Annotated in this window: 16 protein-coding genes; 11 read left to right on the top strand and 5 right to left on the bottom strand. The window is 66.3% G+C overall.

The window, feature by feature from the left end:
• Window positions 1-6: 6 nt before the first annotated feature.
• The 4 genes from K8M09_RS14655 to K8M09_RS14640 all read right to left on the bottom strand — a co-directional run bounded on the left by K8M09_RS14655 (window position 7) and on the right by K8M09_RS14640 (window position 6,585).
• Window positions 7-2,703, bottom strand: coding sequence for a bifunctional diguanylate cyclase/phosphodiesterase (locus tag K8M09_RS14655; protein ID WP_160785086.1), 2,697 nt, complete (start codon window positions 2,701-2,703; stop codon window positions 7-9).
• A 31-nt stretch (window positions 2,704-2,734) separates the two neighbouring features.
• On the bottom strand, window positions 2,735-3,835 hold the full coding sequence (locus tag K8M09_RS14650; RefSeq protein ID WP_160785087.1) for a TRAP transporter substrate-binding protein: 1,101 nt from the start codon (window positions 3,833-3,835) through the stop codon (window positions 2,735-2,737).
• Window positions 3,836-4,000: 165 nt separating this feature from the next.
• Window positions 4,001-5,197, bottom strand: coding sequence for an amidohydrolase (locus tag K8M09_RS14645; protein ID WP_160785088.1), 1,197 nt, complete (start codon window positions 5,195-5,197; stop codon window positions 4,001-4,003).
• Window positions 5,198-5,220: 23 nt separating this feature from the next.
• On the bottom strand, window positions 5,221-6,585 hold the full coding sequence (locus K8M09_RS14640; RefSeq protein WP_160785089.1) for an amidohydrolase family protein: 1,365 nt from the start codon (window positions 6,583-6,585) through the stop codon (window positions 5,221-5,223).
• A gap of 169 nt (window positions 6,586-6,754) precedes the next feature.
• On the opposite strand from K8M09_RS14640, the gene K8M09_RS14635 reads away from it, so the two are divergent.
• From K8M09_RS14635 to K8M09_RS14610, 6 genes are all read left to right on the top strand, one after another.
• Window positions 6,755-8,317, top strand: coding sequence for an ABC transporter substrate-binding protein (locus tag K8M09_RS14635; protein ID WP_170299429.1), 1,563 nt, complete (start codon window positions 6,755-6,757; stop codon window positions 8,315-8,317).
• Between the two features lie 154 nt (window positions 8,318-8,471).
• Window positions 8,472-9,437: an ABC transporter permease gene (locus tag K8M09_RS14630; RefSeq protein WP_160785091.1), complete on the top strand. Its 966-nt coding sequence runs from the start codon at window positions 8,472-8,474 to the stop codon at window positions 9,435-9,437.
• A complete protein-coding gene (locus tag K8M09_RS14625) occupies window positions 9,437-10,333 on the top strand; it encodes an ABC transporter permease (protein ID WP_160785092.1) in 897 nt (298 codons plus the stop codon). The genes K8M09_RS14630 and K8M09_RS14625 overlap by 1 nt, the downstream gene beginning before the upstream one ends.
• A gap of 1 nt (window position 10,334) precedes the next feature.
• Window positions 10,335-12,053, top strand: coding sequence for a dipeptide ABC transporter ATP-binding protein (locus K8M09_RS14620; protein WP_160785093.1), 1,719 nt, complete (start codon window positions 10,335-10,337; stop codon window positions 12,051-12,053).
• 12 nt (window positions 12,054-12,065) lie between these two features.
• Window positions 12,066-13,508, top strand: a complete 1,443-nt coding sequence (locus tag K8M09_RS14615) for an amidohydrolase family protein (protein ID WP_160785094.1) — start codon at window positions 12,066-12,068, stop codon at window positions 13,506-13,508.
• A gap of 33 nt (window positions 13,509-13,541) precedes the next feature.
• A complete protein-coding gene (locus tag K8M09_RS14610; RefSeq protein WP_160785095.1) occupies window positions 13,542-15,020 on the top strand; it encodes an amidohydrolase family protein in 1,479 nt (492 codons plus the stop codon).
• 204 nt (window positions 15,021-15,224) lie between these two features.
• On the opposite strand, the gene K8M09_RS14605 is transcribed toward K8M09_RS14610, so the two are convergent.
• Window positions 15,225-16,076 carry a helix-turn-helix domain-containing protein gene (locus tag K8M09_RS14605; RefSeq protein ID WP_160785096.1) on the bottom strand — a complete coding sequence of 284 codons (852 nt, stop codon included), beginning with the start codon at window positions 16,074-16,076 and terminating at the stop codon, window positions 15,225-15,227.
• A gap of 127 nt (window positions 16,077-16,203) precedes the next feature.
• Here K8M09_RS14605 and K8M09_RS14600 point away from each other — a divergent pair, with 127 nt between their 5' ends.
• From K8M09_RS14600 to cysW, 5 genes are all read left to right on the top strand, one after another.
• Window positions 16,204-17,139, top strand: coding sequence for a phytanoyl-CoA dioxygenase family protein (locus K8M09_RS14600; RefSeq protein WP_160785097.1), 936 nt, complete (start codon window positions 16,204-16,206; stop codon window positions 17,137-17,139).
• 138 nt (window positions 17,140-17,277) lie between these two features.
• Window positions 17,278-18,591 (top strand): FAD/NAD(P)-binding protein, encoded by a 1,314-nt coding sequence (locus K8M09_RS14595; RefSeq protein ID WP_160785098.1) that lies wholly within the window; start codon window positions 17,278-17,280, stop codon window positions 18,589-18,591.
• Window positions 18,592-18,816: 225 nt separating this feature from the next.
• A complete protein-coding gene (locus tag K8M09_RS14590) occupies window positions 18,817-19,842 on the top strand; it encodes a sulfate ABC transporter substrate-binding protein (RefSeq protein ID WP_160785099.1) in 1,026 nt (341 codons plus the stop codon).
• A 5-nt stretch (window positions 19,843-19,847) separates the two neighbouring features.
• The gene (gene cysT, locus K8M09_RS14585; RefSeq protein WP_170299415.1) at window positions 19,848-20,711 is read left to right on the top strand and encodes a sulfate ABC transporter permease subunit CysT; all 864 of its coding nucleotides are present in this window, start codon (window positions 19,848-19,850) and stop codon (window positions 20,709-20,711) included.
• A complete protein-coding gene (cysW, locus tag K8M09_RS14580; protein ID WP_160785100.1) occupies window positions 20,701-21,561 on the top strand; it encodes a sulfate ABC transporter permease subunit CysW in 861 nt (286 codons plus the stop codon). Before cysT ends, cysW begins: the two co-directional genes overlap by 11 nt.
• The last annotated feature ends 15 nt before the right edge of the window (window positions 21,562-21,576 follow it).

The following is a 21,576-nucleotide window of genomic DNA, read 5'->3' as shown; positions in this document are numbered from 1 at the left end:
TCGCCGTCACGACGATGGCTGGCGTGCCCGCGCGGTCTTGAGCCTTTTGCTGAAGAATGTGCTCGATGCCGCCCGCAGGATCGGCTGGGGCTTGCCGAGCAGGTAGCCCTGCGCCTCCGTGCATCCGGCCCGGCCGACGGCTTCCAGTTGCTCCAGGGTCTCGATGCCCTCCGCCGTGGTCGCCATGCCCAGCTCGCCGGCAAGCGCCGCGATGGCGGAGACGATGGAGGCGCTGTCGCGGCGGGCGGTGATGTCCCGGACGAAGGAACGGTCGATTTTCACCTTGTCCAGCGGGGCGAGGCGCAGATGGCTGAGGCTGGAATATCCTGTGCCGAAATCGTCGAGCACGATGCGCACGCCCAGCGCCTTCAGGCTTCGCAGCGCCGCGAGGGTCCGGTTGTCCTCGTCGAACAGCGCGGTCTCGGTGATCTCCAGTTCGAGCCGGGCGGGGTCGAGGCCCGTCTCGCGCAGGACCTCCTCGACGGTCGCCACCGTGTCGCCATAGGCAAGCTGCACCGGGGACAGGTTCACGGCGATCCGCGGGCTTCCCGGAAGCTGAACGGCATCCCGGCAGGCCCGCCGCAGAACCCATGCGCCGATCTCGACGATCAGCCGGGTCTCCTCGGCAAGCGGAATGAAGTCTCCGGGGCCGACGAGGCCCCGCTCCGGGTGCTGCCATCGCACCAGCGCCTCGAAGCCGCAAAGCTGCTGGGAGGCGAGATGGTAGATCGGCTGATAGGCCAGCTCGAACTGTTCCTCGGCGATCGCGCGCCGCAGGTCCGCTTCGAGCGCGATGCGCTCGCGCAGCCGCTCGTCCATCTCCGGCGTGAAGATGCAGAAGGTGCCGCGCCCCATGGATTTGGACTGATAGAGCGCAAGATCCGCCTGTTTGAGCAGTGCGTCGGCATCCCCGCCCGCACCCTCCGCCACGGCGATGCCGATGCTGGTCGATATGGAGATCGTCCGCCCCTGGATGATATAGGGCTGCCCCAGAACCTCGATGATGCGGTTGCTCAGCGCTTCTGCGGATTGCGGCTGGTCCCGGTCGAGACACAGGACCGCGAATTCGTCGCCGCCGAGGCGGGCGACGCCGTCCGTCTTGCGCACGCAGCCCGCCAGCCGCCGGGCCACCTCGCGCAGAAGCTGGTCGCCGACGGGATGGCCGAGTGCATCGTTGATATCCTTGAAGCGATCGAGGTCGAGGAACAGGAGGGCGATCCGGTCGCCGGCGGCCTCGGCCCCCAGCAGGGCATCGGCGATCTGGGTGCGGAAGGCCAGCCGGTTCTGGAGGCCCGTCAGGTCGTCGTGATGCGCCAGGAAGCGGATGCGGCTTTCCTGCCGGGTGAGGGCGGTGTTCTGCCGCCGAGCCTCTTCCACCGCCGCGTTCGCGCGGGTATGCGCGGCGGCAAGCTCGGCATGTGCGGTCTTGAGCGCGGTAATGTCGGTGCGGATGCCGACCCGCCCGCCGTCGGCGGTCTTGCGCTCGCTGATCAGGAGCCAGCGTCCGTCCGGCAGCAGGCGCTCGATCGTTCCGCTGCCTTCCTGCCGCCAGGCGGCGAGATTGTCGACGAAGGCGTCGATATCGTCGGTGATCTGCGGATATTGTCCGCGCTTCGCCCCCTCCCGGACGATATCCTCGAAGCGTGCGCCGGGCTGGATGAAGGCGGCGCTGAGCGCATAGAGCTCGCGATAGCGCTTGTTGCAGGTCACCAGCCGGTCGTTCTCGTCCCACATCACGAAGCCGTCGGACATGGCGTCGATGGCGTTGTCGAGGACGGTGGCGGCGCGCTCGCGTGCGGCGCTCGCCTTTTCGCGCTGGCGGATGGCGACGAGGATCGCCGCGGCGAAGGCGAGGACGAACAGCGAGATGATCGCGGCGGCCAGCACGAGGCGGTCGCGGGTGTCGCGCCATTCGGCGAACAGGGCCGCCTTCTTCGCTACCAGCACCACCTGGATTTCGCCGTAGAGCGATTGCCTGACGACGCTGAGGGCGCCCTTGTCCATCCCGGAGCCGCCCGTCTCGAAGGCGACGCCATTGGCCGGCGCCTGCTGGCCGCTCGACCGCTGGACCTTGCCGACCAGAAGCTCGTCATGCGGCAGCGATGCGATCACCGCACCGTCGGCCCGTTTCAGGAAGATCTGTATGCCCGGGCCGACATTGGCTTCCGACACCAGCTTCATCAGCGTTTGCAGCGGCACTTCGGCGACCGGCACAATGCCGACCCATCCGGCGATGGTGCGCGCGACATAGAGGGACCAGTCGCCGGTGAGGGGATTGCGGAGCGGGCCGATCAGGGTGGTCGGGTTGCGGCCGACAAGCGCGACGTCCACCGGCAGGGCATGGCGCGCGGCGCGCGACTGGGCCGAGGCGGCGACGCTGCCGTCGGGCGCGACCAGCATGAGGTCGCGGAAAGCCATCGTCTGGAAGCTGAGACCGTTCAGCAACTGGCTGGCGGGACCCGACTGGCCGGGCGCGATGCGCGCGGCCTTGAAGAGTGCGGGAAGGCTTGCCAGCGCCCCGTCGACTTGCAGCAATTGCCGGTCGAGGGCGTTTTCCACCGCCTTGGCGGCGCTTTCCAGCGATTGCCGGGCGGTTTGCCAGGCGATCCGCTCCGTCCGCTCCACGACGTTGACCGTGCCGAGGGCGATTATCGTCAGAATGGCTGCCGCGCCGGCGCCGATCACGATCTTGAGACGATGCATCACTGGGCGCTACCCCGACAGTTTACAGTCCTCATGGAGCGTGCGGCTCCGTTCCGAAAAGCGGCTTGAGATAGGTATCCCAGGTCCGTTCGCATTCCCGGCCGCAGCGCGTGAACCAGCGCGGCAGCACGACGTCCGTCAGGAGCTTGCGCCGGCGAACCTCGTCCTCCGGCGATGTCGGCACGATGGTCATGGGTTTGCGGGCCTTGCCGGAGCAGTCCGCCGCGCCGGCATTGCAGGCTAGGCCCCGCTGCGTGTCGGCCTCGGTCTGCGACCAGATGCGCTCTTCAAGCGTGAGCACGCCGCTGCGGACGGTCTCGCGCACATCGGCGGGCAGGCTTTCCCAATAGGGGCGGTTGGCGGCGAAGATCGATACTCCCCAGCTCAGCGCCATGGCATGGACATAGGAGGTCACGTCCGGCAGCCCGATCTCGTAGCCGCTGAGGGTTCCCGTGATCGCGCAATCGACGACATTGTCGCGCAGGCTCGGCATGATGTCGGCGAAGGGAATGCTGACCGGCACGGCGCCCAGCGCCGTCATCAGCTCGGATTGCGCGACCGAGGAGGTCCGTATGCGGCGGCCGACGAGATCGTCCAGTCCGGTGAACGGCTTGACGCAGAACAGAACCTGCGCCGGATAGGCGTAGACGCCGAGAAGCTGGATATCGTAGCGGTCCCGCAGCACCGTCTCCAGATGGGGGCGGTATGCGCCGACCGTGCGGCGCAGCGTCACCACGTCGGGGTTCAGCGCCGGCAGGTCCACGGCGCTCAGTTCCGGCTCGTCGCCGGCGGTGACGCTGAGCAGCACGGTGCCGAAGGAGACGACGCCGAGCCGCAGGAGCTGGAGCATTTCCTGGGTGCGCAGTCCGCCGGCATCCAGCGGCCGGATGGTCGCGCTGATCCGGCCCTGGGAAAGCGGTCCGATCTCCGTCTCCCAGAACGGTTGCTCGATCTTGTTGAACTGGGTCACACCGGCCAGACCGCCGATGATCTGGAGCTTGACCGGATCTGCTGCCGCCTGCTGGGCGAAGGCGCTGCCGGCAAGGCCGACGGTGGCGGCAAGCAGAATGCCCGCCAGCCGTGCAGGGAGGGAGCGGCGCGCGGCAGCGCTCCCACAAGTTCGCCCGCTCATTCGTCGATCCTCCGGTCGGTGCCTCTCCCCGCGGAAAATCTTCCACTACAGAAGTTAACGGACTTTATGCCGTTTCAGTAGAATGGCATGCGAAGCTGTTTCACGGACATAGCGAGAATCCTTGATGAACGTCCAATTCCGCCGCGGGCGGGGCTGGCGCCAGTATCACGCGATGCGGGGCAGGTCCTCGGCGGGCGTCCCGTCGCGCACGAGAATGCGGCCGCGGTGGATCACGGTGCGCTTCTGCGGCGTCAGGGCCACGGCCTCGGCCAGCGTGCGCGCAGGAACCAGAACGAGGTCGCCGAAATCGCCTTCGGCAAGACCGTAGCCGGCAAGGCCGATCCCCTCCGCGCCGCCATGGGTGCAGATGCGCATGGTTTCGACAAGGTCGGCGTCGTTGGTCATGCCGTTGCGCTGGGCGAGGTATTTTGCCCGTTCCAGCATGTCGCCGTTGCCCCATGGTTCCCAGGTGTTCTGTATGCCGTCCGAACCCGAGGCGACCGTCAGGCCGCATTGTTGCATCAGGCGCAGCGGGAGCGCGGGGGCGGCGGGGCTGCCGACGGTCATCACGGCGATCCGCTCGGCCGCCATCGTCTCGATCAATCCCTGCTGGCGGGCCGGCTCCAGCATGCCGAGGCAATAGGCGTGGCTGACCATCACGCGGCCCTGCAGGCTGAGGGCGCGGGTGCGCTCGACGATCAGTTCCAGGCAGAACGCGCCAAGCTCGCCGAGTTCGTGCAGGTGGATGTCGATGGGTTTCGCATGCCGGTCGGCAAGGGCGAAGATCGCGTCGAGGTGGCGCACCGGGTCGCGGTCGATGGTGGCCGGGTCGATGCCGCCGACGATATCGGCTCCCGCCCGCATCGCCGCGTCCATCAGGTCGAGGGTGCCTTCGCGCGGCAGCATGCCGCTCTGCGGGAAGGCGACGATCTGGATATCCGCGATATCGCGCAGCGCCTCGCGGGTTTCGAGCACGCCTTCTATATTGGCGATGCCGATTTCCGTGTCGACGTCGACATGGCTGCGGATATGCAGCACGCCGTAGGACAGCGTCTGCAGGACCTGCCGGGCCGATTGCCGGCGCGCGTCGATGCCGAGTTCGCGCTTGGCCTTGCGGTCGGCGAGGATGCGGTGGTTGCGCGTCGGGCCGACGCGGTTCTCGAACCAGTCCATGCCGATCAGCGTCTTGTCGAGATGAGTATGCGCCTCTACGAGACCCGGCAGCGCGATCTGCCCCGTGGCATCGAGTTCGCGCGCCGGGCGGTCGCCGCCGGGCGGGGCGAAGCGCCCATCGCGAATGAGGAGGTCCACGGGATCGCCGCCCATGGGGCGGGCGTTGCGGATGAGAATGTCTGCGGCCATGCCCTTCTCCTGCTCTTCGTTTCTCATGCCAGTCCGGCGCGCTGCATCGCCAGGCGGAAGGCCCTTTCGGCGCGGTCGAGAATGGCGTCCTCGTCGTGTTCGGTCAGCCTGCGTCCCCGCATCAGCACGCGCCCGCCGACGATGGTCGTGTCCACGTCCGCGCCGTTGGCGAAGCGGGCGAGGCGCTGCACCGGATCGACCGGCGGCCACAGATGCGGCTGGCGCATGTTGACAAGCAGGATATCGGCGCGCTTGCCGGCTTCGAGCGAGCCGATCTCGGTTTCCATGGACAGGGCGCGCGCGCCCTCGATGGTCGCCATTTCCAGAAGCTGGAGCGGCGGCAACACGGTGTCGTCGCGGAAATGGCGGGCGTGGTAGCGGTGGGCCTGGAACATGTTGCGGAACATGTCGAAGGAGCGGTCGGGGGCGGCGGCATCGGTGCCGAGCGAGACGGTGACGCCCTCGGCCATCAGTTCCGGCGCGGGGCAGCGGGCGGAAACGGACATCAGCGCGCTCGGATTGTGCGCCACCTTCGCGCCGGTGCGCTTCAGCACGGCGCGGTCCTCGTCGGTGAGGTCGACGCAATGGGCGAGCAGCGAGCGGCCGTCGAAGAGGTCGAGGCTGGCATCGTTCGCCGCGATGGAGCCGTCACGATGGCCGTCCTGCACGAGGAGCACACCCTTTTCCCGCGCCAGCCGCCGCGCCGCCCGGGAGAGTTCGAGCACCTCGTTGTCTTCCAGTTCCGCGGCGTTGAAGACGGGGAGGGAGATGGCGAGGTGGATCCGGTCGTCACGGCCCGCCCAGGCGTCGATCAGCGTGCCGCTGACGGCAAGCTGCCCTTCGGCAGAGACCGCGATCTCTTCGTACGATCCGCCCTTATGGGCGCGATAGACGCTTTTGGCGGAGGGGCGGTTCGGGCCGACCGCGAGCACTTCGCGCACGCCCATCGCGGCGATGGCGGCAAGATGGGCTTGCGCCGCCTCGGGTGCTTCCGTGCGCATGATATCCGGCCCGCCGCCGAACAGCAGGCAGGCGGTGGTCGTGCCGCACCGGATGCGCTCGGCCGCCGAAAGCGCGGCTTCCGCCGCCCAGAATTCCGCATCGGCCGCCTCGGCATAGATGCGGCCGGTGACGTTCATCCAGTCCTCGGAATCGTCGCCAAGTCCCTTGGTCAGCATGTGGCCGGCATGGGCGTGGGTGTCGATCAGGCCCGGCATCACCACCATGCCGGTCGCGTCGATGCGCTCGGCCTCGGGGAAGGCGGCGGGCGTTCCTTCGCCGATGGCGGCGATGCGGCCGTTCTCCACCAGCACGTAGCCTTCAAGAATGCGGCGGTCCGCATCCATGGTGAGGATCGTGCCATTTTCGATAAGCAGGGCCTTCGTCATCCAGTCTCTCCCGTTATAATTGCATACACCATTGGCAGGCCAGTGCGTGCGAATTCCGATTCCGGTGCCTTGATATTATATGCACATTATGTACATTCATATTGAAATAATCGTATGCATATTGTCGGGAACACGCATACAAATTAGGGAGAGCCTTGTGAAGACCTATATGAAGACCCTCTTGGCGGGCCTTGCCGTGCTGGCGCCGCTATCCACTCCGGCGCTGGCCGAAACGTTCCGCTGGGCGGCCTCCGGCGACGTCATCACCTATGACCCCAACGCCCAGGTTGACAGCTTCACCCAGAGCGTCCAGCACATGGTCTTCGACCCGCTGGTCCGCCGCAACAAGGAGCTGAAGCTGGAGCCGGCGCTCGCCACCTCCTGGGAAATCGTCGAGCCGACGCGCTGGCGCTTCAAGCTGCGCCAGGGCGTGAAGTTCCATGAGGGCCAGCCCTTCAACGCCGACGACGTCGTGGCGACGATCCAGCGCCAGATCGATCCGGGCGCGCGCAACCGCGAGAACCTTTCCGCCGTTACCGGCGTCGAGAAGGTGGACGACTACACGGTCGACCTCATCCTGCGCGGCCCCTATCCGCTGCTCCTCAACGACCTTGCCGCCATCTATATCATGAGCAAGCCGTGGATGGTGGAGCACGACGCGCTGAAGCCGGGCAACACGGCGACCGGCGTCGTCACCTATGCCAACAACCACGCCAACGGCACCGGCCCCTTCAAGCTGAAGAGCTACGAGCCGGATTCCCGCTCGGTCTTCGAGGTCAACAAGGAATGGTGGGACACCCCGCAGCATAACCTGACGGAAGTGGAGTTCCGCCCGATCGCCTCGGATGCGACCCGCGTCGCCGCCCTGCTTTCCGGCGAAGTCGACATGATCGCCCCGGTTCCGCTGCAGGACGTCGACCGCATCGCCGCGACCGAAGGCCTGAAGGTTGTGCAGGATCCGTCGCTGCGCACCATCATGCTGGCGCTCAACTTCAAGAAGGAATTGCATGCCGCGCCCGGCGTGCCGAACCCGATGCTCAACGTGAAGGTGCGCCAGGCGCTCTGGCACGCTATCGACCTCAACACGATCCAGAAGCGCCTGATGCGCGGCAAGTCGCGCGTCGCCGGCATGCTGGTCGCCCCGGCCGTCACCGGCCATGACGACGCGATCGACGTGCCGCTGGAATACGATGTCGACAAGGCCAAGGCGCTGCTGGCGGAAGCCGGCTACCCGGATGGCTTCAAGACGGGCCTTGCCTGCTCGAACGACCGCTACATCGCCGACGAGCAGATCTGCCTTGCCATCTCCTCCATGTGGGCGAAGATCGGCGTTCAGGTGGACCTCAGCGTCGAAAGCAAGACGACCTACTTCCCGCGCATGGATAATGGCGAACTCGACGTCTACATGCTCGGCTGGGCCTCGCTGCCGGCGATGGACGGCTACAGCGTGCTTCAGGCGCTGCTCGCCACCAATGACGGCACCTATGGCGGTTCCAACCCGAACGGCCTTTCCGATCCGCGTATCGACGCGCTCACCCGCTCGGCTTCCGTCGAGCTGGACGAGACCAAGCGCGTCGACATGCTGAAGGAAGCCTTCCGCATCACCCATGACGAGGCGCTGTTCATTCCGCTGCATCAGCAGCCGGTCGCCTGGGCGATGAGCAACAAGGTCGATATCCCGCAGTTCCCGGACGAATACGTTCGTCCCTGGTTCGCGCAGGTCAAGAAGTAAGGGTTTCTCCCGAGGCATGGTCCCGGCTGGCGCGCGCCGGTCGGGACCGTCCGCTATCCGGCCGGTTCCCGCAGCCTGTGGCGCGGGGAAGATGGAGCGAACGGCCCGGTTCCGCCCTTTCGGGCCTGAATGCTCCCTTGCAAGGACCATTGCGATGCTCAGACTATTCTCGATGCGGCTGCTCCAGGCCATCCTCGTGATGATTGCCGTGACGGCCATCGCCTTCATCATGTTCCGCTTTGTCGGCGATCCCGTCTCGGCCATGGTGCGCGAAGGCGCGACGCAGGCGGAAAAGGATGCGCTGCGCCTGGCGCTCGGCCTCGACAAGCCGCTCCTCGTGCAGTTCCTCGATTTCGTCGGCAAGGTGCTGACGGGCGATTTCGGCACGAGCTTCCGTTACCAGCAGCCCGTTGCGAGCCTGTTGATGAGCCGCCTTCCCGCGACGCTCGAACTGGTGGTCGTCGCCACCGTGATGGCGCTTGCCATCGGCATCCCGCTCGGCGTTCTCTGCGCGCTGAAGCCGAATTCCTTCCTGTCGCGGCTCACCCAGGCGACCACGCTGGTCGGCGTTTCGATGCCCACCTTCGTCACCGGCCTGCTGCTGATCCTCGTCTTTGCCGTCAACCTGCGCTGGCTGCCGTCCTCCGGGCGTGGCGACCTCGTCGACCTCGGCCTCTGGCAGACGGGTTTCCTCACCGTTTCGGGCCTGAAGTCGCTGATCCTGCCGTCGATCACGCTGGCGCTCTTCCAGCTCACGCTGATCATGCGGCTTGTGCGCTCGGAAATGATCGACGTGCTCTCCTCGGATTACATCCGCTTCGCCTTCGCCCGCGGTCTGCCGCGCGCCTATATCTACGGCCGCCTTGCGCTGCGCAACGCGCTGATGCCGGTCGTCACCGTCACCGGCCTGCAGATCGGCCAGCTCGTCGCCTTCGCCATCGTCACCGAGACGGTGTTCCAGTGGCCGGGCATGGGCCTGCTCTTCACCAATGCCGTCGGCTATCCCGACGTGCCGGTGCTGGCCGCCTACCTGCTCTTCGTCGGCTTCCTCTTCGTCATGATCAACATGATCGTCGACATTCTCTACACTCTCATCGATCCGCGCCTGAGGACCCGATAATGGCCACGCAATCCCTGATGCGCCGGCTTCCGCCGGTTTCCGTGATGATCGCCGGGCTGGTGCTCGCCATCATGCTCGTGCTCGTCGTCTTCGCGCCGCTGATCGCGCCGATGGACCCGCGCGACGTTTCCTCCTATTCGCTCATCGACATGGAGATTCCTCCGGTCTTCATGGAAGGCGGCGATCCGCGCTTCCTGCTCGGCACCGACAACCAGGGCCGCGACCTCGTCTCGGTGATCCTGTTCGGCCTGCGCATCTCCGTCGTCATCGGCCTCGGCGCGGTGTTCTTCGCCGCCGCGCTCGGCGTGATCCTCGGCCTTGTCGCCGGCTTCTTCGGCGGGATCGTCGATGGCATCGTCATGCGTATCGCCGATGTGCTTGTCAGCTTCCCGACCATTCTCGTGGCGCTCCTCATCAGCGGCATCGCCCGCGCACAGCTCAGCGCGGATGCGATGCTCACCTGGGCGCCGCTGGTGCTGATCTTCTCCATCGCCGTCAACGAATGGGTGCAATACGCTCGCACGGTCCGCGCCTCGACCATGGTGGAAGTGGCGCGCGACTATGTGCGCGCCGCCAAGGTGATCGGCCTGCCGTCCGGGCGCATCATGGGCCGGCATATCCTGCCGAACGTCATGAGCTCGGTCATGGTCATTGCCACGATCAACCTTGCCGGCGCGATCCTGACGGAAGCGACGCTGTCCTTCCTCGGCGCGGGCATGCCGCCGACCTATCCCTCGCTCGGCACGCTCATCCGCATCGGCAACCAGTTCCTGTTTTCCGGCCTCTGGTGGATCGCCGTGATGCCGGCTGCCGTGCTCGTCGTCCTCGTGCTCGCCGTCAACATCATCGGCGACTATCTGCGCGACCGCTTCAACCCGAAACTGATGGCCCGCTGAGATGACCGAAACAAAGCCCCCCGTTCTCGACATCCGCAAGCTGCGCGTCGACTATCCGCTGGCCAACGGCGGCACGCTGACCGCCGTCAAGGATATCGACCTTCTCATCCGCCCCGGCGAAATCCATGCTCTCGTCGGCGAATCCGGCGCTGGCAAGACCACGGTCGGCAATGCGCTGATGGGCCTTCTCCAGGCCCCCGGCAAGATCGTCTCCGGCTCCATCGAGATCGCCGGCAAGCCGATCGACCTGCGCACCGGCCGCACCGAGGGCATCGTGCCCGGCCGCGATGTCGGCGCGATCTTCCAGGATCCGATGACGAGCCTCAACCCGCTCTTCACCGTGGAAAGCCAGCTTTGCGAAGGCATGCTCGCCCATCTGAAGCTCTCTTCAAGGGAAGCGAAGGCGCGGGCGCTGGAGCTGATGAAGGCGGTCGGCATTCCCGAGCCGGAGCGCCGGCTCGGCTCCTATCCGCACCAGCTCTCTGGCGGCCAGCGCCAGCGCGTCGTCATCGCGACGGCGCTTGCCTGCAACCCCCAGCTCATCGTCGCCGATGAGCCGACCACGGCGCTCGACGTATCCGTGCAGGCACAGATCCTCAAGCTGATCCGTGACCTTGCGGACCAGCGCGGCGTCGGTGTCCTGCTCGTCACGCATAATATGGGCGTGGTCGCGGAGATCGCCGACCGCGTCACCATCATGCAGAACGGCGCGGTGGTGGAAAGCGGTTCGGCGCGCGATGTGCTGACCAATCCGCAGGCCCCCTATGCCCGCACGCTGATCGCCGCCGTGCCGCCGATCGAAACCCGTCTCGAGCGCCTGCCGGTGCCGAGCGAGGAAACGAAGGTGACGCTGGACGCGCGCGCCGATGTGCGCGCCAAGAGCACGAAGAGCGAGACCGGCAGCAAGGACGACGTCGTTCTCTCCGTGCGCGACCTTGCGGTGGAATATGGCGGACGCTCGATCCTTCCCGGCCGCAAATCCTCCGTTTTCCGCGCGGTGAAGGGCGTTTCCTTCGATGTTCGCCGCGGCGAGATCTTCGGCCTCGTGGGTGAATCCGGCTGCGGCAAGACCACCGTCGCCAACACCATTGCCGGCCTCGTTACCCAGAGTTCCGGCAGCATTGACTTCCAGGGCACGGCACTCGGCGCAAGGCGCGAGAAATCCGTTCGCCAGTCCCTGCAGATGGTGTTCCAGGACCCCTATTCCGCGCTCAATCCGCGCCTGCGCATCAATTCCGCCATTGCCGAGCCGATCCTGTTCTACAAGCTCGCCTCCAATGCGGAAGAGGCGCGGCAGGATGCGAAGACGCTGCTCGAAGCGGTGGGCCTGCCCGCCGATGCGGGCGCGCGATTCTCGCATGCCTTCTCCGGCGGCCAGCGCCAGCGCATCGCCATTGCCCGCGCGCTCGGTCCGCGCCCGTCGCTGCTGATCTGCGACGAGCCGACCTCGGCGCTCGACGTGTCGGTGCAGGCGCAGCTTCTCAACCTGCTCAAGGATCTGCGCGACCTTGCCGGTCTCTCCATGCTGTTCATCAGCCATGACCTCGCGGTGATCCGCCAGATGTGCGACCGCATCGCGGTCATGAAGTCGGGCGAGATCGTCGAACTGGCGGAGACCGAGACGCTGTTCACCGCGCCGCAGCACGACTACACCAAGGAACTGCTGCGGCTCGCCCCCTCGCTGGATCGTATCCTCTCGCGGCAGACCGCGGCGCAGTGACAGGAGACCGCCATGGCCGACATCCTCATCAAGAACGGCACCGTCATCGCCATCGACCCGGAGCGCCGGATCATCGCCGACGGGGCGGTCGCCATCACCGGTGACCGCATCGTCGCCGTCGGCGCGACGGCGGAGGTGGAGGCGGCGCATCCGGCCGGCGAGGTCATCGATGCGCGCGGCATGGCGATCATGCCGGGTTTCGTCGATGCCCACGCCCATGCCGGCCACGGCTTGATCAAGACGCTTGGCGGCGGCAGGAGCGATCCGTGGTATCAGGCCTGCCGCGGGGCCTACACGGTCGGCTCGACGCCGGAATTCTGGTTTGCCGAGGCGCAGCTTGCCGCGCTGGAGCGTCTGCGCTTCGGCGTCACCACCGGCGTCTCGCTGCTCGGCGGGGGCGATTCCATCATGCGCACGGACGAGCCGGTCTATGGCGATGCGCATATGGAAGGCGTGCTCGGCATCGGCACGCGCTCGGTGGTTGCCGTCGGCACGACGCGCCCGCCGCACCCGCTGACCTACGCGCGCTGGGAGGGCGAAACGCGAACCGACTATCCCGTTTCCTTCGACCAGCAGTTCGCCACCTGCAAGACCCTCATCGACCGCTGGCACGGCAGCCATGACGGCCGCCTGCACCTCGCCCTGCTGACGCCGACGCTGCATCGCGGCTATCGGGACGCGGCTGGTGCGCAGGAGGCCGTCGAGCAGTCGCGTGCGGTCAAGGCGTATGCGGAAGAGAGGGGGCTTGTCTTCACGCAGGACGGCCATACGAAAGGTAGCGTCCGTATCGCGGGCGAAATCGGCATCCTCGGGCCGCGCACGCTGCTCTCCCATGCGACGGGGCTGGACGAGGAGGAAATTGCGATCTGCGCGGAGACCGGCACGACCATCGTGCACAATCCGAGCGCCGTCGCGGCCATCCTCGCGCGCTGCCCGGTGACGGAACTTCTCGATGCCGGTGTCACCGTCGTCATCGGCTCGGATGCGACCGCGCCGGATCGTTCGGCGGACATGTTCCGCCACATGCAGCAATGCATGCACTACCACCGCACCCATTTCCACGACCCAAGCTGGCTGCCGCCGGGCAAGGCGCTGGAAATGTGCACCATCGACGCCGCCCGTGTGCTCGGCCTCGAAAGCGAGATCGGCTCGCTGGAGCCGGGCAAGAAGGCGGATGTCATCCTCGTCGACCTGCGCCGCCCGCATCTCTATCCGGCCCATATGCCGGAATTCCGCGTCACCTATTTCGCCAACGGCAACGATGTGCACACGGTCCTCGTCGGCGGCAAGGTGCTGCTGCGCGACCGGCAGCCTGTTCATGTCGATCAGGATGCCGTGCTCGACGCCGCCCAGCGCGAGGCCGAGCTGATGATCGACCGCCTCGGCCTGCGCTATGCGCTGGAGACGCCCCCCATGTTCTGGGGCCACAGCCGCGATCTCGACGTCCTCGAATAACCCCAAAACCCGTTGCCAAGACTGGATAGACCCATGACCCTTTCCGACCTCGTCCTCGGCCGCCGCCCGGAAGGCCGCACCGCGCTTTTCGCCCGCTGGATCGTCGCTCATGAAAACGGCCGCCACCGGCTGCTGACCGACGGTGAGATCGTTATCGAGGGGCAGGAAGTCATCTATGTCGGCCCGCGTTTTCCCGGCGAGGTGGCGCGGCGCATCGAGCTTGGCGATACGCTGGTCTCGCCCGGTTTCGTCGATCTCGACGCCCTGTCGGACCTCGACACCACGGTTCTGACCATCGACTACGGTCCCGGCTGGGCGAAGGGCCGCGTCTGGCCGCGCAGCTATGTCGATCGCGGCCCCTATGAAATGTACACGCCGGAACAGCTCGTCTTCCAGAAGCGCTTCGCCTTCGCGCAACTGCTCCTGAACGGCATCACCTCGGCGCTGCCCATCGCCTCGCTGTTCTACCGCGAATGGGCGGAAACCGCCGCCGAATTCGAGGGCGCGGCGGATGCGGCGGGCGATCTCGGCCTGCGCGTCTGGCTCGGCCCGGCCTACCGCTCCGGCGGCATGGTCTGCGAGGCGCCGGGCGTGCTGGAGCCGGTCTTCGACGAGGCGCGCGGTCTCAAGGGGCTGGAAGACGCCATCGCCTTCGCCGGCCGCATCGCTGGCCGTCATGAGGGGCTGGTGCAGGCCATGCTCGCGCCGGACCGGGTGGAAACCTCGACGCTGGCGCTTCTCCAGCGCACCATGGCGGCGTCCGCCGAAATGAACCTGCCGGTGCGCCTGCATATGGCGCAGGGCAAGATGGAGCGCCAGACGGTCGCCCGCCTGCACGGTACGACGGCCCCGCAATGGATGGCGCGCCACGGCCTGCTCAACGAGCGCCTGATCGCGCCCCATGCGGTAGAGGCCGAGCCGGAAGACCTCGACCTCTACGCCAGGCATGGCGTGACCATCGCCCATTGCCCGCTGGTCTATGCCCGCGGCGGCGAATATCTCAACGCCTTCCGCCGCTGCCGCGATCTCGGCATCCGCGTCGGCATGGGCACGGACACGACGCCGCCGGATATGGTGCTGAACATGGCCGTCGCGCTGATGACCGGCCGCATCGCTTCCGGCGAGGACGGGCTTTCCACGGCGGAAGTCTTCGATGCCGCCACGCTCGGCGGGGCCGATGCGCTGGGCCGCTCCGATATCGGCCGCCTGCAGCCCGGTTCCAAGGCTGATATCGCCATCTTCGATCTGTCCGATCCGCGTTTTGCGCCGACCGTCGATCCGGTGCAGTCGCTGATCTTCGGCGCCACCGGCCGGGTGACGCGCGCCGTCTTCGTCGACGGGCGGCTTTCCATGCTCGACGGCGAGGTGGCTGGCATCGATATCAAGGCGGCGCGCAGGCAGGCGCAAGCGCAGTTCGACGGGCTGGTCGCCAAATATCCCGAGCGCGCCTGGGGCCATCCGTCGGTGGAAAGCATGTTCCCGCCGACCTATCCGCATCTGAAGGCCGAGTGAACGAGGAAGCGGTGCAGCATTTGCATAGCTGCATTGCACAATAAATGTTTTCCATCCGATCAAGAAATAGGCATAGTGCATACAGCTAATGCACATGGCGGCTTCTCCTCCCAGTGCCGCCGCACTAGCTGTTCCCCTCTGGAGGTTTTGACCTTCACACCTATATGGGCCGCGGTTTTCGCAGGCCCATTTTTTTTGCCTTCCCTACAAGAACAGCGCCCGATAGCTGCGGGGCGACATGCCGCGCAGCCGTTTGAATTGCCGGTTGAAATTCGCAAGCGAGGTGTAGCCGTCCTCCGCGGCGATATGCTGGATGGGCTGGCGCGTGCCGGAAAGGCGGGTGCAGGCGTCGCCGATCCTGAGACCGATGACATAGTCGGACACGGTCGTCTGCGTGTGCTTGCGGAACAGGCGATGCAGGCCGGAAACGCTGAGGGCGGCGATTTCGGCAAGCTCCGCCATGGCTATCGGCTGCCCGTAGAATTGATGGAGATGCTGGAGCACGCGGTCGATGCGCTCGCGGCTGCCATCCGCTCGCGGGGGCGCCTGAGAGGCGAGGGGCTGGCCGCCCTCCGTATCGGCAATCTGCAGCAGGATATCGAGCAGCCCGAGAAGGCGTTGCGCCGGCGGCCGGGTATAGACGGCCTCGAAACTGTCGGCGAGCGCCAGCCCGAGCATGTTGCCGAAGGCCAGTCCCGTCGCCGCCCGCTCGATGAGGCGCTGGACCGGGCGAAGCTCCACGGTGCCCGCCGTCAGCCGTGTGATCCATTCCGTGCCGAACCAGAAGACCAGCGCCACATGGGGTTCGGCCGGCCGCAGCTTCTCGCGCGAGACCCAGCTATGCGGCAGGTTGGGGCCGATCAGGACGAGGTCGCCATGCTCATAGGCGCCGACATGATCCCCGATCAGGCGCTGGCCGCGCGAGTTGAGCGTCAGCGTCAGCTCGAACTCCGGGTGATGGTGCCATTCGAAGGGGATACCGTCGTCGAGCCGGCGGTTGAGCATGCTCCAGGATGCGTCTGAAGAGGCCGGCAGGTGTTCGCGATAGGGGCGCATCGGGCATCCATGGGGGAAGATACGCCAGAATAGTATCAGAAATGGCTGCCCGCCGACAACATCGGCGGGCCGGCGCGCCTATCCTGTTCCTGCCTGATGTTCAGGCAGACAACGATGGGAGACCGATATGCAAGCCGCCATGGGCAAACGCGACAGCCACCCGACCGCTGCCGCCACGACGCAGCTCAAGGATATCCGCAAGACCTTGCCGCTGCGCGTTTTGTCGAAGGCCGATTGGGAACAGTGGACGACGAAGGGCTATGTCATTGTCCGGCAGGCCGTGCCTGCGGCGAATGTGGAGCGCCTTGTCGATCTTCTCTGGCGCTTCGACGAGAAGGACCCGGCCGATCCCGCGACCTGGTATGCGCCGCAGCGGCGCGAGCACAAGATGAAGGAACTGAACAATACCGGCATGCTGGAGATCTACAATCGCCAGTATCTCTGGGATAACCGCATGGAGCGGCGCGTCTACGACGTCTTCGTCGATATCTGGGATCGCGAAGACCTCTGGGTGACGATCGACCGGGCCAATCTCAATCCGCCGAAGCAGGTCAAGGGCAATCCGAACGGCTTCATCCATTGGGATGTCGATACGTCGATCCGCCCGCTTCCCATCGGCGTGCAGGGCGTCCTCAGCCTGCAGAAGCAGGATGGCGATGTCGGCGGCTTCCAGTGCGTGCCCTATCTCTTCGAGCATTTCGAGGAATGGGTGAAGACGCAGCCGGCGGATCGCGATCCGATGCACCCGGATATGAGCGGGCTTTCGGTCGTCAATATCGACATGGACCCCGGCGACCTCATGATCTTCAATTCCCTGCTGGCGCATGGCGTTCGCCCGAACCATTCGGACGGCCGTGTGCGCATGGCGCAGTACATCGCCATGCATCCCGCCGAATGGGACAATGAGGCGGAGCGGCTGGAACGCATCCGGCTCTGGCGCGACCTCGACCATCCGCAGCGCGATGCCTTTCCCGGCGACCCGCGCGGCTGGGAGAAGCGCAATGCCGGGACCGCGACGCTGACGCCGCTCGGCGAAATGCTGCTGGGCCTTGCCCGCTGGTGAAAACCTGTTCGGCCGCTGTCCTGCGTCGCGGCCGGAATCGCTTCAGAAAAATAGACTACCAAAAAGGTAGAAAATTACACAGGACTGCGCTATCCTCCCTTCGGCTTCTCGCGCCGCCTCCAAGGGAAAGGACATCGCATGTTCTTCGAACGGATCGTAAGGGAAGATGCCTCGCCCTCCAGGGCGCGGCCGATGGCGCGGATCGCGGTGATCGGCGCGGGGCCTTCGGGCCTTGCCACGGTGATCGCGCTGATGCGGCGTTTCCATCGTCCTTTCGAGGCGTGGATGATCGATGCCGGCGATGCGCCGGGCGCGTTCGGCGATGGCCCGGCGGGCCGGGCCTTCACCACGGAACCGGCGCGGGACCTCTCCGTCTTGCCGGACCGGCCGGACGATTTCGCCCGCTGGCTGAAGGACGGTTTCCTGGCGGACGGCGCCGTCACGGCGCTGCGCGGCCCGCAGGACCTGCATGTGCCGCGCGCCCTTTTCCGCGACTATGCGATGGCCCGTTTCGGCGAGGCGCTGGCCCTGCGAAAGGATGTGCGCCTGCGCACCCTTTGCGCTGCCGCGCAGCGTATCGACATCGAGGGCGAGGGCGTGCGCATCGGCTTCGGCGATGGCGAGAGCGCTCTCTTCGACCATGCCTTCATCGCCACCGGCTTCGGCTTCGCGCAGCGCGAGGTGGCGTCCTGGGAGGAGGCGAGCGCGGCGGCCGTGCGGCTCGTGCGGCAGGAGCGGCCGTCGCCCCTGACCCTTGTCGGCAACGGGCCGCGGCTTGCCGCCATCCTGCTCGACCTGAGGGCGCGTGGTTTCTTCGGGGCCATCCATGTCGCGGCGGCGAGCGGCGGGCTGCCGCAGCCGCATGGCCGGGCGCAGGAGGGCGTGCGCTTCGGCGAGCCGCCGGCCGGGCGCTCGCTCCGCGATGCCTTCCGCTATATCCGGCAGGAATGTAGCATCGCGGAGGCGCGGGACGGCGGCCAATGGCAAACCGTCGTCGATGCCGCCTCCGCCCGTCTTTCCGTGGTCTGGCGCAATCTGCCCCAGGCCGAGCGCAACCAGTATCGCCGTCATCTCCTGCGCCTGCACCGGCATTTCGCCATCCGCATCGCGGGCGATATCCACCGCCGCCTCATGGCGGAATTCGAGACCGGACGGACCCGTTTCGTGCCGCCGTGCGCCCCGCCATCCGGCGAAAACACCATCGACTGCCGCGAGACGCCTTCGGCCAATGCCCTTGCCGGCATGCTCGGCTGCGATATCGCCACCCTTTCCATCGACGATTGCGGCCGCCTTCTCGTCCATGACGCGCCGTTGCGCGGGCTGTCCGTCGTCGGGGCCATCGCGTCGAGCCTGCGACCGGGGCCGTTCGTCTTTGCCGAGACGGTACGGCAGGTCTATCGCAGCGTGCTGTCCGCGCCTCTCGGCGGTCTGGCGCGAGTGTCCGGCGGCTGAAAAAAGTTTCGGCGCAGGGCCGGGGAGGCGCATTTTCCGCGGATGCATTTTGCGTTTGCGCGGCCGTTTTGGAGATGAACTATGCGCCTCCTGCCGGGCTCGGCAGTTCGCGTATTGCGCCGTTTTGACCCGTTTTAAACCCGTTTTGCGAACTATCCTGCCGTTGTTGACTAAGTCTACTAATTCTCTAGGCTTTTGGGCGAGGCAGTGACCAGGAGGTTGGAGATGTCTGTATTTGCAAAACGGCTCGGGGCGATTGCCCTTGGTGTGGGGCTGGTGTTTAGCGGGGTTTCGGGGGCGGTCGCGCAGACGGCGCTGCTCAACGTTTCCTATGACCCGACGCGCGAACTCTACAAGGATTACAACGAGGCTTTTGCCAAGCACTGGAAGGCCGAGACCGGCGAGGACGTGACGATCCAGCAGTCGCACGGCGGCTCGGGCAAGCAGGCGCGCGCCGTCATCGACGGTCTGGAAGCCGATGTGGTAACGCTGGCGCTGGAAAGCGACATCAACGCCATCGCCGACAAGACCGGCAAGATCGCCAAGGACTGGCGCACGCGCCTGCCGAACAATTCCGCCCCCTACACGTCGACCATCGTCTTCCTCGTGCGCAAGGGCAATCCGAAGGGCATCCATAACTGGGGCGATCTCGTGAAGGGCGACGTGCAGATCGTCACCCCCAATCCGAAGACATCGGGCGGCGCGCGCTGGAACTATCTGGCAGCCTGGGCCTGGGCGAACCAGGAATTCGGCGGCGATCAGGACAAGATCAAGGCCTATATCGCCGAGCTCTACAAGCGGGCGCCGGTGCTCGATACGGGTGCGCGCGGTTCGCTGACCACTTTCGCCCAGCGCCAGATCGGCGACGTGCTGCTCGCCTGGGAAAACGAAGCCTACCTTGCCGGCGCCGAATTCGGTGCGGACTCCTTCGATATCGTCGCCCCGCCGATCTCGATCCTCGCCGAGCCGCCGGTCGCGGTGGTCGACGGCAATGTCGATGCCAAGGGCACGCGCAAGCAGGCGGAAGCCTATCTCGAATACCTCTACTCGGAAGAAGGCCAGAACATCGCGGCCAAGCACTTCTACCGTCCCTCCAAGCGCGAGGTGGTGAAGCCCGAGTTGCTGCAACAGCTTCCCGAGATTAAGCTGGTGACGATTGACGACCCGATCTTCGGCGGCTGGGCGAAGGCACAGCCCGAGCACTTCGGCGACGGCGGCGTCTTCGACCAGATCTACAAGCCGGGGAACTGAGTAACTTGACGACACCTGCTGCCGCCTCCGTGCGGTGGCGACTGAGGCAGCCAAGCGTCATTCCGGGCTTCGGATTGACGCTTGGCTTTTCGCTCGCCTACCTCACGCTCATCATCCTGATCCCGCTCGCCGGCCTCGTCTGGCGTTCCGCCTCCCTGTCGGGATCGGAGTTCCTCGCCATCCTCGCCGACGCGCGCACGCTGAATGCGCTCAAGGTCTCCTTCGGCACGGCCTTCCTCGCCGCCCTCATCAATGTCGTCTTCGGCGTCATCGTCGCCTGGGTCATCGTGCGCTACGAGTTCCCCGGCCGGCGCATCGTCGATGCGGTCGTGGACCTTCCCTTCGCCCTGCCGACGGCCGTCGCCGGCATTGCCCTTGCCGCGCTCTATGCGCCGAATGGCTGGGTCGGGCAGGTGCTCAACGTCTTCGGCATCAAGGCCGCCTTCAACCCCACCGGCATCGTCATCGCCCTCGTCTTCATCGGCCTGCCCTTCGTCGTGCGCACGGTGCAGCCGATCATGGAGGAGATCGACCGGGAGGTTGAGGAAGCGGCCGCGACGCTCGGCGCCAACCGCTTCCAGACGGTCTACCGCGTGCTGCTGCCGGGCCTTGCGCCGGCGATCCTCACGGGTTTCGCGCTCGCCTTCGCCCGCGGCGTCGGCGAATACGGCTCGGTCATCTTCATCGCCGGCAATATCCCCTATGTCTCGGAGATCGCGCCGCTGCTCATCGTCATCCGGCTGGAGGAGTTCAACTACGGTGCGGCGACGGCCATCGCGACGATCATGCTGGCGCTGTCCTTCGCCATGCTGCTCGCCATCAACCTGATCCAGGCCTGGAGCCGCAGGAGGTACGGTCATGGCGCATAAGCCGCGTTCCCTCCGCTCGCCGACGACGGAATCGCCCGCCGCCCGCTATACGCTGATGGCGGTCGCCTTCCTGTTCCTCGCGCTCTTCCTCCTCCTGCCGCTGGCCGCCGTCTTCGTCGAGGCGTTCCGCAAGGGGCCGGGGGAATTCTTCACCGCCTTCGGCGATCCCGATACGCTCGCCGCCATCCGCCTCACGCTGCTGGTCGCCGGCATCGCGGTGCCGCTCAACCTCGTCTTCGGCGTGGCGGCGGCCTGGGCCATCGCCAAGTTCGAATTCAAGGGCAAGGCGTTCCTCACCACCCTCATCGATCTGCCGTTCTCCGTCTCGCCGGTCATTTCCGGCCTCGTCTATGTGCTGCTCTTCGGCGCGGGAAGCGTGCTTGGGCCGTGGCTGAAGAGCCATGGCGTCGAAATCCTCTTCGCCGTGCCGGGCATCGTGCTCGCCACGGTCTTCGTCACCTTCCCCTTCGTCGCGCGCGAGCTGATCCCGCTGATGCAGGAACAGGGCACGGGCGACGAGGAGGCGGCGCTGTCGCTCGGGGCGTCCGGCTGGCAGACCTTCTGGTACGTGACGCTGCCCAATATCAAATGGGGGCTGCTCTACGGCGTGCTGCTCTGCAACGCCCGTGCCATGGGCGAGTTCGGGGCGGTCTCGGTGGTGTCCGGCCATATTCGCGGCCTCACCAACACCATGCCGCTGCATGTCGAGATCCTCTACAACGAGTATAATTTCGTCGCGGCCTTCGCGGTGGCCTCGCTGCTCGCCGCGCTCGCGCTCGTCACGCTGGTCGTCAAGACGGTTCTGGAACTTCACTACGGCGCGGAAATCGCCGCCGGTCGCAAGCATTGATCTGAAAGGCACGCC

Origin of the sequence: Shinella zoogloeoides (assembly GCF_020883495.1) — a bacterium.
In the GTDB taxonomy this organism is placed as follows: Bacteria; Pseudomonadota; Alphaproteobacteria; order Rhizobiales; family Rhizobiaceae; genus Shinella; species Shinella zoogloeoides.
This window is presented reverse-complemented; position numbering and strand designations above follow the sequence as displayed.